The sequence below is a fragment of the Pleomorphomonas sp. JP5 genome (assembly GCF_023721815.1).
Classification (GTDB): Bacteria; Pseudomonadota; Alphaproteobacteria; order Rhizobiales; family Pleomorphomonadaceae; genus Pleomorphomonas.
In genome coordinates, this window is sequence record NZ_JAMDLI010000007.1 from 158772 (window position 1) to 173638 (window position 14867).

General features: G+C 66.9%; 12 protein-coding genes. 8 read left to right on the forward strand and 4 right to left on the reverse strand.

All coding sequences use genetic code 11. The features are described from left to right. Positions 1-67 precede the first annotated feature (67 nt). Entirely contained in the window at positions 68-1354 is a 1287-nt protein-coding gene (locus tag M4J40_RS07725; RefSeq protein ID WP_251753413.1) for a ferric reductase-like transmembrane domain-containing protein, read from the forward strand. Positions 1355-1365: 11 nt separating this feature from the next. Here M4J40_RS07725 and M4J40_RS07730 read toward each other — a convergent pair whose 3' ends face one another. Beyond that, the gene (locus M4J40_RS07730) at positions 1366-3459 is read right to left on the reverse strand and encodes a methyl-accepting chemotaxis protein (RefSeq protein WP_251753415.1); all 2094 of its coding nucleotides are present in this window, start codon (positions 3457-3459) and stop codon (positions 1366-1368) included. Between the two features lie 421 nt (positions 3460-3880). Here M4J40_RS07730 and M4J40_RS07735 point away from each other — a divergent pair, with 421 nt between their 5' ends. The 7 genes from M4J40_RS07735 to M4J40_RS07765 all read left to right on the forward strand — a co-directional run bounded on the left by M4J40_RS07735 (position 3881) and on the right by M4J40_RS07765 (position 10362). Further along, positions 3881-5449 carry a methyl-accepting chemotaxis protein gene (locus M4J40_RS07735; protein ID WP_251753417.1) on the forward strand — a complete coding sequence of 523 codons (1569 nt, stop codon included), beginning with the start codon at positions 3881-3883 and terminating at the stop codon, positions 5447-5449. Positions 5450-5531: 82 nt separating this feature from the next. After that, positions 5532-6044, forward strand: coding sequence for a DUF1543 domain-containing protein (locus tag M4J40_RS07740; protein WP_251753419.1), 513 nt, complete (start codon positions 5532-5534; stop codon positions 6042-6044). Positions 6045-6550: 506 nt separating this feature from the next. After that, positions 6551-7177, forward strand: coding sequence for a GntR family transcriptional regulator (locus M4J40_RS07745; protein ID WP_251753421.1), 627 nt, complete (start codon positions 6551-6553; stop codon positions 7175-7177). 133 nt (positions 7178-7310) lie between these two features. Then, a complete protein-coding gene (locus M4J40_RS07750) occupies positions 7311-7910 on the forward strand; it encodes a biotin transporter BioY (RefSeq protein WP_405030725.1) in 600 nt (199 codons plus the stop codon). Next, positions 7907-8923 carry a biotin synthase BioB gene (gene bioB, locus M4J40_RS07755; protein ID WP_251753423.1) on the forward strand — a complete coding sequence of 339 codons (1017 nt, stop codon included), beginning with the start codon at positions 7907-7909 and terminating at the stop codon, positions 8921-8923. Before M4J40_RS07750 ends, bioB begins: the two co-directional genes overlap by 4 nt. Before the next feature lie 144 nt (positions 8924-9067). Continuing rightward, entirely contained in the window at positions 9068-9700 is a 633-nt protein-coding gene (locus M4J40_RS07760) for a LysE family translocator (protein WP_251753424.1), read from the forward strand. 275 nt (positions 9701-9975) lie between these two features. Further along, complete coding sequence (locus tag M4J40_RS07765) at positions 9976-10362, forward strand: nuclear transport factor 2 family protein (RefSeq protein ID WP_251753426.1); 387 nt, start codon at positions 9976-9978, stop codon at positions 10360-10362. A gap of 22 nt (positions 10363-10384) precedes the next feature. Here the strand turns inward: M4J40_RS07765 and M4J40_RS07770 are convergent, their stop codons facing one another. The 3 genes from M4J40_RS07770 to M4J40_RS07780 form a co-directional block, all read right to left on the reverse strand. Further along, on the reverse strand, positions 10385-11221 hold the full coding sequence (locus tag M4J40_RS07770) for a DUF3626 domain-containing protein (RefSeq protein WP_251753427.1): 837 nt from the start codon (positions 11219-11221) through the stop codon (positions 10385-10387). A gap of 70 nt (positions 11222-11291) precedes the next feature. Next, positions 11292-12620, reverse strand: coding sequence for a S1C family serine protease (locus M4J40_RS07775; protein ID WP_251753428.1), 1329 nt, complete (start codon positions 12618-12620; stop codon positions 11292-11294). 73 nt (positions 12621-12693) lie between these two features. Continuing rightward, on the reverse strand, positions 12694-14655 hold the full coding sequence (locus M4J40_RS07780) for a S1C family serine protease (RefSeq protein WP_251753429.1): 1962 nt from the start codon (positions 14653-14655) through the stop codon (positions 12694-12696). Between the last annotated feature and the right edge of the window lie 212 nt (positions 14656-14867).

The following is a 14867-nucleotide window of genomic DNA, read 5'->3' on the forward strand; positions in this document are numbered from 1 at the left end:
CGACAACTGGCGTGTCGGCCTTGGGCTGGACGATCCGGTCGGCGGCCGTTCGTCTTCGGAGGCAGCGATGAGCAAGATTTCCGCCACCGTGGGGCTGTTCAACCTCGCGCTTCTCGGGCTGTTCGTCGTCAGCGTCGCCGGCGTGGCGAACGGGGTCGGCTCCGGCGGCGGCTTCACCCAGCTCACCGGTCTGCTGTCTCTCGGCATGATGGCCTTCGCCCTGATCCTGGCCACCCGCCCCCGCTGGATGGAGCCGAGCATGGGCGGGCTCGACAAGATGTACCGGCTGCACAAGTGGCTGGGCATCGGCGCGCTCTTCGCCGCCCTCGTCCACTGGCTGATCCGGGGCGGCCACCACCGCTATGGCGCGCTCGGCTGGACCGGCGGCGCCGACACGCTGTTCCCCGCCCTGGCCGGCCCGGCGCGCGGCCTCGCCGAACCGCTGCTGGTGGTGATGATCGTGATGGTCGCCGTGGCGCTCGCCCGGCTCGTTCCCTATTGCTTCTTCCGCCGCTGCCACCTGGCGATGGCCGGCCTGTTCGTCTTCTTCGCCTTTCACTCGCTGGTGCTGATGCGGCCGGAACTGTGGCCGACGCCCTTCGGCTGGGCCACCCTGGCGCTGTCGGCCGCCGGCACCGCCGCCGCCCTCGACCTGATCGTCCGCCATTTTCGTGGCGCCCCCGGCACCGAGGCGCGCGTCGTCGGCACGCGCTATTTCCCGGAGGTGAAGGCGCTGGAGGTCGAGCTTGAGGTCGGCGACGACTGGAAAGGCCACCGCGCCGGCCAGTTCGCCTTCGTCACCACCGACGCCAAGGAAGGCGCCCACCCCTTCACGCTGGCCACCGTCTGGAACCCGGCCACCCGCCGCATCGGCTTCATCGTCAAGGAGCTGGGCGACTTCACCGCCGACCTCCGCCGCACCTTCCGCGACGGCGCCTGCGCCCGCATCGAGGGCCCCTACGGCCGCTTCACCTTCGACGACGGCAAGCCGCGCCAGATCTGGGTCGGCGCCGGCATCGGCATCACGCCCTTCGTCGCCAAGCTGCGCGAACGCGCCGGCAATCCCTCAGGCCCCGCCGTCGACCTGTTCCACGCCACGCGCGACGTGTCCGACGACGCCCTCGCCCACCTCCGCGCCGACGCCGCGAACGCCGGCGTCCGGCTCCACGTCTGGATCAGCGCCCGCGACGGTCGCCTCGACGCCCGCAAGATCATGGATGCCGTGCCCGACTGGAACGCGGCCAGCGTCTGGTTCTGCGGCCCGGCCGATTTCGGCGACAGCCTGCGCAAGGACCTGGTGGCGACCGGCCTGTCGCCAAGCGACTTCCACCAGGAACTGTTCGAAATGCGCTGACGCGCCCCCGATCAGGCGGCGCGCACCGTGCCGAGGAACTTGTCGACCTCCAGCTGCAGCGTTTCCGCCTGCCGGCTGAGCTCGGAGGCTGCCGAGAGCACCTGCACCGAAGCGGTGCTGGACTCGCCGGCCGCCACCGTGACGCTGGTGATGCTTTCGGAAACGCTGGTGGTGCCGATCGACGCCTGCTGCACGTTGCGGGCGATTTCCGTCGTCGCCGCGCCCTGCCCGTCGACGGCTTCGGCGATCGAGGCGGCGATGTCGCTCATGGTTTCGATGGTGCCGCCGATCCCCTGGATGGCGGTGGCGGCTTCCGTGGTGGCCGCCTGGATGGCGGCGACCTGGGCGCCGATCTCGGCCGTCGCCTTGGCGGTCTGGTCGGCGAGCTGTTTCACCTCGGCCGCGACGACGGCAAAGCCCTTGCCGGCTTCGCCCGCCCGCGCCGCTTCGATGGTGGCATTCAGCGCCAGAAGATTGGTCTGCCCGGCGATGGTGTTGATGAGGTCGACCACGTTGCCGATCTTCTCGGCCGCCGCCGCCAGCCCCTGCACCTGCTGATTGGTGTGCTCGGCCTCCGAGACGGCGCGCGTGGCGATCTCGGACGACTTGCCGACCTGACGGGAAATCTCCACCACCGACGACGACAGCTCCTCGGTCGCCGAGGCGACCGACGCCACGTTGGCCGAGGCCTGTTCCGAGGCGGCGGCGACGGTGGCCGACTGGCCCTGCGTCGCCTCGGCCGACGCGGTCAGCGACCTTGCCGACGCCTGCAGCTCGGTGGCCGCCGAGGCGACCATCTCGACGATGCCGCCCACCGCGTGGTCGAACTGATCGGCCAGCGCGTGCATGTCGGCCCGCCGCTGTTCGGCCGCGAGACGTTCCTGGTCGGCCCGCTCGGCGCGCAGCCGCTCGGTCTCCAGCATGTTGTCGCGGAACACGGCCATGGTCTTGCCGAGGGCGCCGATTTCATCGTGACGATCGGTATAGGGCGCTTCGGTCTCGAAGCGGCCATTGGCGAGGGCCATCATCCGGTCACGGATCACCCCGAGCGGACGAACCACGCGGCCCTGCACGAGAGCGACGACGGCGGCGGCGAACAGCAACGCGCCTATGAGGAAGGCAACCTGCATCCAGAAGGTGGCGAAGGCCTGGATGCGTTCATCCGCGGCGTTGGCTTTCGCCGCTTCGATGGCCGCCGTGGCGATGCCGAGCAGCGCTTCGAGGCGCGGCTGGTTGCCCTTGCTCCAGTCGATCGGCTGCATCTCCACCTTGGCGCCGGCCATCACCTTGGCGAGAATGTCGGCCTGCTGTTCGATGACGCCGGACTTGAAATACTCGCTGTCGGCCTTGGCCAGCGCATCGGCGAGGCCGCGCGGCAGGTCCAGCCCGCCGACCTGGTCCCTGATGGTGGCCCAGGCCGCCCTGGCGGTGGCCATGTTGGAAAGATAGGCCTCGAACGCTTCCTGAGACGCCCCCTTCGGACCCAGCGCACCGCCGGTAATGACGGATGCATCGCCCGCCGCATCGCGCAGCGCCCAGGCCTGGCTCTTGACGTCAAGCAGCCGATCGGTCCAGCCGTTGAGGAAGCGCACGTCGTGGGAGATATCCGCCGACACTTCGCTCAGCCTGTCGATCATCGCCGAGGCGAGGTCGGAATAGGCGGCGCCGGCATCGGCCGGACGGCTGTCCTTCGGCAGACGGAAGGCTTCGGACGTCTTGGCCTGCGCCGCCTTCAGCGCGGCGGTCTCTGCCTCCAGCTTGTCGGCCAGCTTGTCGGCATCGGTGATCTTGGAGCCCCTCAGAAGCCCGATGGCCTCCTCGATGGCCGCCATCTCCAGCTTGCGCGCGTTTTCCGTACGCTCGATGTAGGCCGCCGCCTCGTCTCCGGACGCCGACAGGGCGCGCATGGTATTGCTGCGGTCGACCCGAAGGTTCGGCAAGGCATCGAACATGGCGGCGGTGGCCCGCGCCACCGACTCGATGCGCTCGCTATTGGTCACATGCTTCCAGGACTGCCACGCCCCCAAGGAAAACTGAACCAGAATGACCCCGAGCAGAAGCCCGACAACTGCCTTCAGAATGAGATTGACCGACAGTCGGCTCATGGATGCCCCCAAATTTCTTTGCATGAAGCACCATCGCGCGCGATTCCCTAATTCTCCGTGAAGACGAACTACACATAACTGTCACACGCCAAGACAAACCAATGGGTTGCCTTTCCAACGGACAAGAGATCGCCCCCCGAAAAACTATGGGTAAACCAGTACAGACTTGGAATTACTACACAAGCAAAAATCTACCGTGGATTGAGGCGACGGAGGTCGTACAGCCCAAGCGATGCTGAACACACCACCCAGCCAGCAACCGCGGAGAGCACCTTTCCCCAGCCATCAGGCGGGCCGTAAACTATACTTTCAAAGGTAACAAATGTTTTGCTTATGAAATTTGTTTACTCGGCTACGATCCCCTCCACGCTCCGTTAACCCTTTCGCCAGCAGAGTTTCCGGACCTATCTGGAGACTTTGCATGGCGACCCCGTCCGCTTCGGCCACCATGGCCCCTTCCCCCGCGCTTTCGTCCCCTGCCGGGCGAGCGACCTCGTCCGCGTCAACCGATCTCGCCGCCGCCGTGGTCGGACTGTTCGAGGCCAAGGAGCCCGACGGCCGCATCGCCAGCCTGATCGCCGGGGGCGCCGACCCCGTCGCCCTCGCCGCCGCCGTGGAAGCGCATATGGCCGCCGCCCTGCCCGCGCTGATGCGCCGCTCCGCCCTGTCCTTCGGCCGGGCGAGCGCCGCCTCCGAGCTTTGCCTCGCCTACGCCCGCGTGACCAAGGCGCTGGAGCGCGCCGAGGCCGAGCGCGCCCGCCGCGTCGAGACCGAGGCCCTGGAGGGTTGCTACACGCGCAACACCATCGGTCGCCTCGCCACCACCATTTCCGACGTCAACGCCATCGCCGTGGAGCTGTCGGGCCTTGCCTACAACATGGACGACCTGACCAAGTCCTCGCAGGCCATGGCCAGCTCCACCGCCGAGATGGTCGCCTCCATCGGCGAGATCTCCCGCGCCAGCCACGAGGCGCTGGGTGAATCGCGCAACGCCTCCGACGCCGCCGTCCAGTCCGCCAACGCGGTGGAGAAGCTGCGCGGCGCCATGGGCAACATCAGCGCCACCACGATGGACACCCGGACCAAGGTCACCGAGCTGGAAGCGGCCTTCGACCAGATCGCCGAGACGCTGAGCGTCATCGACACCATCGCCAGCCAGACCAACCTCCTGGCGCTCAACGCCACCATCGAGGCGGCGCGCGCCGGCGAGGCCGGCAAGGGCTTCGCCGTCGTCGCCTCCGAGGTGAAGGTGCTGGCCAACCAGACCGCCAGCGCCACCGAGAACATCAACGCCCGCATCGAAAGCATGCGCCACGTCATCGAGGGCATGACGGCGGCCATGGGCCACACCAACACCGCCGTCAGCTCCGGCGAGACGGTGATCGACGAGGTGTCGGCCTCCATGGGCGTCATCGGCGACCGCGTCGGCGCGGTGCTGACGCGCATCGATTCCATCGCCGCCGTGCTGGAGGAACAGCAGGCCGCCAGCGCCGAGATCGCCACCGCCGTCGACGCCGCCGCCTTCCTCGCCAAGCACAACCAGGATCTCCTGAAGCAGATGGCCGACAAGATCGAGGCCAGCAACAAGCGCAACACCGAGGAATCGACCCGCCTGTTCACCGACGCCACCAACTCGGCACTGCTCCTGGAAATCGCCAAGATCGACCACGTGCTGTTCAAGAAGAAGGTCATCGACACGCTCTTGGGCTACGACAGCCTGCAAAGCGCCAGGCTGCCCGACCACCATTGCTGCCGCCTCGGCCTCTGGTACGACAAGGTGACCGACCCCAAGATCAAGGGCACGGCCGAGTTCCGCGCCATCGAAGCCCCGCACGCCCGCGTTCACCAGGAGGCGGCCGAGACCCTGAAGCTGTTCGAAGCCGGCCGCGCCAAGGACGCCATCGCCCACCTCGTGACGCTGAACGCTGCCGGCGACGAGGTGTTCAAGCGCCTGACCGACCTGGGACAGACGGCCTTCGCCTGCGATTGAGGCGCGGCTGTCCGCCTCTGCTGACACCAATTGGCAACCCCTGGGGTGATACGGAGCCCATCATCATCCCAGGGAGATTGCGTTGAAACTCTTCATGTTCCAGCTGGGCGGAAACTTCCGCAACTCGAACGTCGAGCTGCACGACATCCGCTTTTCGGTCGGCGACACGCCGGAGGATTGCTACGCCGACCTCCGGGCGCAGTGGTGGGGCGACCAGGCCAAGCTGCACGTCGACTGCTGGGGCGCCGTCGAACAGGCCGACGGCCATGACGTAACGCTCACCACCGACGCGCCCGAGGCGACGACCGACCGCCTGTTCTTCGTCAACCTCGGCGGCTACGATCCGGCCGAGTTCACCGAACTGCACAAGAACGTGCTGATCGTCGCCGAAGACGCCAACGCCGCCAAGGCCCGCGCGCTGGCGCTGGTGCAGGACTGGGCCCGCCCGCACAAGGACAACCTGTTCGAAGTCGACCAGACCGTCGACCTCTCCAAAGTCCTCAGCCAATACGGCGTCCACATCCGCCTGACCAAGGCCAGCAAGGAAAAGCCGTTCCAGTTCGTGGCCGACTACATCCGCATCGACGGGGCGTGAGGGTGCTGGGCGGAGAGGCGGGCCGCATATCTTTCTCGGGCGACCAGTGATTGACGCCCGAGTTGACCAGCGGGATACTGCTGGCATGTCAAAGACACCGGCCTCATTTCCCGTTGATCGTGCCAACGCGCCATTCCCGGCAGACGACGCTCCATATAGCGAGCGGGCGTATGCATTGGAGCCGTCGCACTATGACGCTTTCCTCGCCGCCCTCGACACTCCCCCCGCTCCCGGCCCAAAATTGATTGCCTTGTTACGGCGCGTGCCCGTTTGGCAAAAATAGCGCGCCACGTCCCTCCGGAGTTGCGCCATGACTGGCCGATACAGGCGTCGTGCCCCTACCTGCCCGAGATCCTGCGCGAAGGCCGCTAGCATTCGTGTGCGAATGCAAGGTGGACCTCGGGCCGAAAAGGGCGAGCCGCCGATATCACGCTGACGGCCCGCCACCTTCGACCGCACCCAGCCTCCCCCTCGACACGTCCCCGCCCCTCAATTATCTATAATTCATGAGCACGGCGAAATCGGACACCATTTCCACGCGGATCAGCAAGACGCTGGCCGACCGGATCATTTCCGGGGCGATCGAGGCCGGGAGCCGCCTTCGACAGGACCATGTGGCCGAGGAGTTCGGGGCCAGCCACGTGCCGGTGCGCGAGGCGTTTCGCCTCTTGGAATCGCAGGGGCTGGTGGTGAGCGAGCCGCGCCGGGGCGTACGGGTGGCCGGCTTCACGCTGGAAGAGGTGCGCGAGGTGGCCGAAATCCGGGCGGCGCTGGAGGCGCTGGCGCTGCGCAAGGCCTTCCCGCATATGACGAAAGCCATTCTCGACAAGGCGGAAGAGGCCAACCGGGCCGGCGACCGGGCGCCCGACGTCTACGCCTGGGAAGAGGCCAACCGCACCTTTCACCGCATCATCCTGACGCCCTGCGGCATGCCGCGCCTTCTCAAGGCCATCGACGACCTGCAGGTCGCCAGCGCCCGCTTCCTGTTCTCCGGCTGGCGGGCCGAGTGGGAAGCCCCCACCGACCGCGACCACCGCGCCATTCTCGACGCCCTCAGGGCCGGACAGGCCGATCTGGCCGCCGCCGTGCTCACCCGGCACGTCCAGACGATCGGCCAGAAACGGCCGAAATAGCCGGCTTTTCGGCCGCCCTCACCACCATTCCACCGACGCTTCACGCTTGGCCCTTGCCAAGATCGTATATCTGTGGACTCATTTAGCGATAGATTCTCTGAATTATCTATAATTTTGCTGAAGGAGAAACAGAGTGAGCGATGCCCCTGTGAGCCGGCCTGAAAGCAGCATCGAAAGCCACGCTGTAAGTCGCCGCGCGCAAGTCGCCCGCGCGGCACTGGCCATCGTTGCCGGCGCGGCGCTGATGACGCTGGCCGCCAAGGTTCAGATCCCCTTCTGGCCGGTGCCGATGACGCTGCACACCATGGCCGTCATGGCCTTCGCCGTCGCCTTCGGCCCGCGCCGCGCCATGGCGATCTTCCTCGCCTATCTCGCCGCCGGCGCCGCCGGTCTGCCGGTCTTCTCCGGCTCGCCCGAGCGCGGGCTGGGCCTTGCCTACATGGCCGGACCGACCGGCGGTTATCTCCTCGGCTACCTCATCGCGTCCGGGCTGGTCGGCGCGCTGGCGGCCGGGCGCGGCCCGATGGGGCGGCTTTTCTCCATGCTGGCCGGACTGGCGCCGATCTACGGCTTCGGCCTCGTCTGGCTTGCCGCCTACGTGCCGGCCGAGCGGCTGATCGCCCTTGGCCTTGCGCCCTTCCTGCCGGGCGACCTGATCAAGATCGCCCTCGTCGCGACCGCCTCGGCGCTGGTGCCCGGCCTCATCGCCCGCTTCAGGGGGATCGGCCAGTGACCGCCGCCGACGGAACCCTCCGCCACGACTGGACGGTGGACGAAATCGCCGCCCTGCACGAGCTGCCGCTGTTGGAGCTGATCGGCCGGGCCAACGCCGTTCACCGGGCGCACCACGACCCCAACCGGGTGCAGAAGGCCAGCCTCCTCTCCATCAAGACTGGCGGCTGCCCGGAAAACTGCGGCTATTGCCCGCAGTCGGCCCACCACCGCGAGGTGGCGCTCACCAAGGATCGGCTGATGGACCCGGCCAAGGTGATCGCCATGGCCGAGACGGCGCAGGCGGCTGGCGCCGAGCGCTTCTGCATGGGCGCCGCCTGGCGAGAGGTGCGCGACGGCGCCGAGTTCGACGCCGTCATCGACATGGTCAAGGGCGTCCGCGCCCTGGGCATGGAGGCCTGCGTCACCCTGGGAATGCTGAAACCGCATCAGGCCGAGCGCCTCGCGGCGGCCGGCCTCACCGCCTACAACCACAACCTCGACACCAGCCCGGAGTTCTACGGCGAGATCGTCACCACCCGCACCTACGAGGACCGGCTGGCGACGCTGGCCACCGTGCGCGCCTATGGCGTCGATCTCTGCTGCGGCGGCATCATCGGCATGGGCGAAACGGTGCGCGACCGCGCCTCCATGCTGGCCGTGCTCTCGGCCATGGCCCCGCACCCCGAAAGCGTGCCGATCAACGCGCTGGTGCCGGTCAAGGGCACGCCACTCGCCGACCGGCCGCCCATCGACCCGCTGGAGCTGGTGCGCATGGTGGCCACCACCCGCCTGGTGCTGCCCGCTTCCACCGTGCGGCTGTCGGCCGGCCGCTCGGCATTGGGGCGCGAGGCGCAGATCCTTTGCCTGGTAGCCGGCGCCAACTCGCTGTTCTACGGCGACACGCTGCTGACCACGCCCAATGCCGACCTCGGCGAGGACGCCGCCCTGTTCGCCGCCATCGGCGAACAACCGCACGCCTGCCCGCTGAAGGGCCGACACGAAACCCACGCCTGCCGCCGCGCCGTGGGTTAAGCACGCCGGGCGCGCCGGCCCGATCGAGCCGGGCGCCTCTCATCAAAAAAGCGGACTCCTTTCCGCAAATTATCAGAATCGGGTTGCCAGCCGGCGCGGCGATGATAAACGGGAACTCCGGCTCCATTCCAAGAAGGAAGATCAATGCCGGACCTCTCGACACTCACGCTCTTTGCCGCCGCCTCGCTGGTGCTGACCGCGACGCCCGGCCCCGACATGCTGCTGATCGCCTCGCGCAGCGTCAGCCAGGGGCGATCCGCCGGCTTTCTCACCTATGCGGGCATAGCCGTCGGCACCTATTGCCATGCCATCGCGGCGGGGCTGGGGCTGTCGCAGCTGTTCGTCAACGTGCCCGCCGCCTACGAGGCGGTGCGCTGGGCCGGCTGCTGCTATCTGCTCTTCCTCGCCTACAAGACCCTCCGCTCGCAAGGCTCCGCCTTCTCCCCGTCGGCAGCGCTGAGGCGCCTCTCGAGCCGGCAGATCTTCGCCGAAGGGCTCGCCACCAACCTCCTCAACCCGAAGATGGCGCTGTTCGTTCTGGCCCTCTTCCCGCAGTTCGTCGACCCGGCCAGCGGCGCCGTTCTCCTGCAAATGGTCCTGCTGGCGACCGTGCTCAACGCCATCGGCTTCCTGGTGAACGGCACGGTCATCCTGCTCGGCGGCCACATCCGGGCGCGCCTGTCCGCCATGCGCCGCTTTCCGAGATTGCCGCAGTATCTGCTGGCAACGGTGTTCACCGGGCTGGCCTGCCGGCTGGCGCTCGGCGCGCGGGATTGAGCCGGGCGCCGGTCCGTGCTACCTATCCCCCCATGGACAACCGCCGCGCCCCCGCCCTGTCGATTATTCGCACCATCGAGTAACGGTGGGCGTAGCGACTTGTCCTTTGCAAGCAACCCGCCCGCGAGGCGGGTTTTTTCATGCCGTCTCCGGGCCTTAGAGCGCTGTTCGATCTGACTGAATCAGATCGCCGCTCTAAGCCTTTGTTTCTGAAGCATCATCTTGTCGACCCTCGTTTCACTCCGGTCGGATGATGCTCTAACTGGAAGACGACCATGTCCGACCACGACCTGAAACAGCTGATCGAAGCGGCCGACCGGGCGATCACCGCCGAGGATTTCGATGCCCTGATGGACTTCTACGCCGAAGACGCCGCGCTGGTGATCAAGCCCGGCATGGTCGCCACCGGCAAGCCCGCCATCCGCAAGGCCTTCGTGGCCATCGCCGCCCACTTCAAGAACACCATGAAGGTCCGCCAGGGCCGCATGGAGGTGATCGAGGGCGCCGACACCGCCCTGGTGCTGATGGAAACGCTGCTCGACGTCGACGGCCAGCCTGACCCCATCGTCCGCCGCGCCACCTACGTCTTCCGCAAGTCGGACACCGGCCGCTGGCTCTGCGCCGTCGACAACTCCTATGGCACGACGCTGCTGGATGGGTGACGGCCCGCTCGGCGGAGATCCCCTACTCCGCCGGGCTGCCGAACCGCGCCACGCAATGCCAGACGCGCTTCAGCGACTGCCAGTCGGCGCGGCCATCGCGGCGGGCGAGGCCGATGGCTCGTGGGGTCAGGATGCCGTCGGTCATCAGTGACGCCGCGAGGTCGGCGAACGCCTGGCCGCGATAGGCGGCGCAATCGGCCAATCGCGCCGCCGGCATGCGAAAGCCGGGGTGCCACTCCACCGGGCAGGCGAGCGTTCCGGCGACGGCCTCGATCTCCGTGCCGCGATAGCTGGCGTCGAGCACCAGCGCCTCGACGTCCTTGCCGAGGGTGAGCGGCCCGTGGACGTGCGCCTCGACATAGTCGTCGAGCACGTCCGTCGACGCCCGCCGCTCGTCGGCCAGCGCCACCAGCCCCATGCGGTCGGCAACGCCGAAATGGGCCGGGCTGTAGCAACTGTCGGGGTAGCAGAAGGTGGTCCGCTCCAGCACATGAGGCCGCAGCCTCAGATGGGCCGAGCCGAAGCGCGGCGAGCCGCCCACGGCCCGCTGAAGGTAGTTGAGCGCCCCATATTTCGGCCGCATCGCCGGGTCGGCCACATCATAGGCGCCGCCGAAAATATCCTGCTCCCACAGCCAGCGCTCGCCGCCCGGATGAGCCGTCAGCCCGCCGTTGCTGATGCCGGTCTCGAACTGCGAGCGATAGACGCCCTCCTCCGCCAGCGCCTCGATCACCCACCGCCCATCGTGGAGCGCATCCGGGTGGAAGTTGATGGTGACGGTCGCAGGCCCGGGCAGCGGTCCGCCCTGCGACCGGTCGCGGACATGGGCGAGAGCGGCGGCAACAGGAGACGGCGTCATGTTCTCACCCTCGGCGATGACGCCAACCCTGTAAGCACACGCAGCCGAGCCAACAGACCCGGCGACGCGGTCATTTCCTCACCTCGCACACCACCTGGGCGCTGAACTTGCGGGCGATCTCGGCCACGTCGGGGGTCTTCATCTCCTCGCCCGGCGGCTCCACGGTGTAGCGGACCTTGTGCGCGTCGAGGAAATCCCGCGCCTCGCCGGCCTTGATGGCGAAGTTGACGTTCTGGATCACCTCGATGTCGTCGTCGTCTTCATAGCTCTGGATGTTCGACTTGGCGACGACGATGCCGACGATGCGGCCCGACTGGTCGACCACCGCGCCGCCGCTGTTGCCGCTCTGCACCGGCGCCGAGATCTGCATCTGCGTTTCGTCGTCGCCGGCGCCGGCCAGCGAGGCGACGAGGCCGGTGGCGAGGTTGCCGGTCTTCGACAGGTAGTCGGTCAGGGGATAGCCGAACACCACGACGGTGTCGCCGAGGCGGATCGGAGGCGCTCCGCGGAAGGCGCCGAAGGGCAGATTGTCCTCCTCGATCCTCAGAAGGGCGAGATCGCCCGCCTCGTCCCGCGCCACGATGGTCGCCGGCTCCAGCACGCCGCCGTCGCGCCGGACCTCCGCCGCCCCGCAGCCTTCCACGACATGGGCGTTGGTGAGGAGATAGCCGTCGCCGTTGACGAAAAAGCCCGTGCCGGTGGAATAGGTGACGTCCTCGGCGCCGTCGTCAGGGCGGGCGGTCGGCCTGCTGTCGTCGCCCTCGAGCGCCCGGTTGAGCTCCTCCACCGATTTGCGGACGTCGTCGATGGACTGGAAGCACTCGCGCAACCTGGCGACGCCCGTCCGCCCATCGGTCAGCGCGAACGCGCCATAATCGAGCCCGTCGATCGTCAGATCGAGCGCCTCGGCGGCGGCGAAGTCGTCGAGGAAGGCAGCCTTGACGCGCTCGACGGCGACACCGCTCAGGCCCTCCCCCACCACGCCGACACCCTCGCCCGACCAGGCGCTGTCGCCGCCGTAGTCGACCACCACCTCGAAGTCCTCGCCCGCCTCGAAGGTCAGGTGGGGGTTGCCGTAGAGGAAGAAATAGCTCGGCCGGTCGCCCGTGTTGTCGCCGCCCACCTTGACCACCGAGTCATCCAGGTAGTCCATCGTCAACAGGCAGGACTTGCGGGCGAGGTTGACGGTGACCTTCCAGTGGTCGCCCTCGGCAAAGGCGGTGCTGCGGGTCTTGTAATAGTCGGCATCGAGAGCGAGAGCCGGCCCACACACCAGCGCCAGAAGAGCCGGGAGCCAGACGAAGCGCCGCGCCGCGCCGTATCCGCGCAGCGCCCGACGCCAGAGGCGCCCCAACCCTTGCTGGAGTTGCCCTGGGGAGGGAAGGAAACAGACGGCCATGACACACCCGCGATTTGACGAATGGCAAGTTCAACAGGAACTGCCCGCAAGGCACAAGAGGCGGAAGCCGGCCCTACTCGCTCAACTCGCAGATCACCTGGGCGCTGAAGGCGCGCGCGATATCCGCCACGTCCGGCGTCTTCAGCTCCTCGCCTGGCGCTTCGGTTTCGTAAGCGACGCCCCTGTCATCGAGGAAAGCCTTGGCCACGTCGGCCTTGATGGCGAAGTTGGCGTTCTGGATCACCTCGACATAGTCGTCGTCGACGGTCGTCGTGTTCGACTTGGCGACGACGACGCCGACGACATGGCCCGACTGGTCGACCACCGGACCGCCACTGTTGCCACTCTGAACGGGGGCCGAAATCTGCATCTCCGCCTCGTTGTCCTCGACACCTGCCAGCGAGGCCACGAGACCGGTCGAGAGGTTGCCGCTTTTCGACAGGTAGCCCGAAAGGGGATAGCCGAACACGACCACGGATTCGCCCAGGCGGATCGACGGCCCGCCACGGAACGTCGCGAAGGCGGGGCTTCGCCCGCGCATTTTCAGGAGAGCGAGGTCATGGTCTCTCTCCCGCGCGACGATAATGGCTGGCTCGGTGCGCCCTTCGAACCGCAGCCTGGCGGTGCCGCAGCCCTCGACCACATGGGCGTTGGTCAGCAGGTAGCCGGCCTTGTCGACGAAGAAGCCGGAACCGCTCACCACGACGGGCTCCTTGCCCTTGCCGGGCACCGGTCCGCCCTTGCCCCTGCCGCGTGGCGCATCATTGGGCCGGGCTTCGTCCTCTTTCGGGGTCGGAGCGGGCGTCGGCGGAGACAGGAAGTCCGGCCCACCGCCGAGGACGCCTGCCTCCAGTGAAATGCGCCCGTCATCCACCGCCGCCATGCACTCGCGCAACTTGGCAATGCCCGCCCGGCTGCCGCTGATGTCGAACACGCCGTGTTCGCGACTGCCGATCTTCAGGCCGAGAGTCCTCGCAGCGGCGAACTCATCGACGGCCTCCGCATGGACACCCTCGAGAGCAACACCATTCTGCCCTGTGTGCACCACGCCGACCCCATCGCCAGCCCACGTGCTGTGTCCATCGTATTCGACGGTCACCTCATAGTCTTTCCCCTGCTCGTAGTCCCATGACGCCTTGGAGAACAGAAAGAAGTAAGCCAGCTTGCCACCACGATGGTCGCCACCGACCGTGATTTCGGCGTCGCCCGCAAAGGTGGCAGCCATGGAACAGGATTTTCGGGCTCGCGTGACCCAAACCCACCAGTTGCCCTCCTTGGCGTATATCCTGTCACTGGCGTAATAGTCTTCGCCGAGCGCGGTGGATGCCGGGATGGATTCCTTGCCGTTTCCAAAGGACGAGCCATCCTCTGCGCCGCCGGTCAGAACATCACCGCGTTTGCCTTCGTCCTCCTTCGGTGTCGGATCGGGCGAGGAAACCACCGGTGGTGTCGGCGGCGACCGCCAGGGGACATCTGCCCCGTACCCCTTGGCAACCGACACCAGCGAAATGCGTCCGGTCTCAATGCCTTGGCTGCACTCGACCATCTTGGCGAATGCATTCCGGGCCTTACCCAAGCTGAAGCTGCCATAGTCGCGGTCAGCGATCTCCAAAGTGAAAGATGGCGCGGCAACAAACTCCTCCACCGCTTCCGCCTTGACATGCTCAACGGCTATCCCACCCGAATAATAGTCACTCAGGCCAATGCCGTCACTCGCCCAAGCAGGATGCTCGCCAAACTTGGTGATCACCTCATACGTCTTGCCCGCCTCATACGTCCATGACGTGTCGATGAACAGGAAATCGTAGGACGTCTCGCCGCCGCTGCGATCCGTTCCAAGCAGAACCCTAAACCTGTGCTCATAAAGATTGGACATGTAGCACGACTTGCGCGCCAGATTGACCGCGACAGTCCAGTTGTCGTTGCCATAATAGGTTATGTCGTTATCGTAGAACTCCGACGCCATGGCCGAGGCCGAGCCGGGCGACAGGACCAGAAACACGACGAGCCAGGCATTGCGGCTCAGAACAGACATCAAGGACACAGCCGCACCCCGTCGACACTCCGGATCTTCATGCCCACCAGCACGGGATCGGGCGACCGTCGCCCCCCAAGACTTCCTTCTGGCGAGAACCGCGATCATATAGCGAAAGTTGCGAAGAACGAGTTTAGAGCATCATCCGACCGGAGTGAAACGAGGATCGACAAGATGATGCTTCAGGAACAAAATCTTGGAGCGCCGATCTG

What these genes read in the sequence shown, in the direction of transcription:
- M4J40_RS07780 (WP_251753429.1), bottom strand. Translation starts at nt 14,655, where the DNA reads ATGTCTGTTCTGAGCCGCAATGCCTGGCTCGTCGTGTTTCTGGTCCTG.
- M4J40_RS07775 (WP_251753428.1), bottom strand. Translation starts at nt 12,620, where the DNA reads ATGGCCGTCTGTTTCCTTCCCTCCCCAGGGCAACTCCAGCAAGGGTTG.
- M4J40_RS07770 (WP_251753427.1), bottom strand. Translation starts at nt 11,221, where the DNA reads ATGACGCCGTCTCCTGTTGCCGCCGCTCTCGCCCATGTCCGCGACCGG.
- M4J40_RS07760 (WP_251753424.1), top strand. Translation starts at nt 9,068, where the DNA reads ATGCCGGACCTCTCGACACTCACGCTCTTTGCCGCCGCCTCGCTGGTG.
- M4J40_RS07725 (WP_251753413.1), top strand. Translation starts at nt 68, where the DNA reads ATGAGCAAGATTTCCGCCACCGTGGGGCTGTTCAACCTCGCGCTTCTC.
- M4J40_RS07765 (WP_251753426.1), top strand. Translation starts at nt 9,976, where the DNA reads ATGTCCGACCACGACCTGAAACAGCTGATCGAAGCGGCCGACCGGGCG.
- M4J40_RS07745 (WP_251753421.1), top strand. Translation starts at nt 6,551, where the DNA reads ATGAGCACGGCGAAATCGGACACCATTTCCACGCGGATCAGCAAGACG.
- M4J40_RS07735 (WP_251753417.1), top strand. Translation starts at nt 3,881, where the DNA reads ATGGCGACCCCGTCCGCTTCGGCCACCATGGCCCCTTCCCCCGCGCTT.
- M4J40_RS07730 (WP_251753415.1), bottom strand. Translation starts at nt 3,459, where the DNA reads ATGAGCCGACTGTCGGTCAATCTCATTCTGAAGGCAGTTGTCGGGCTT.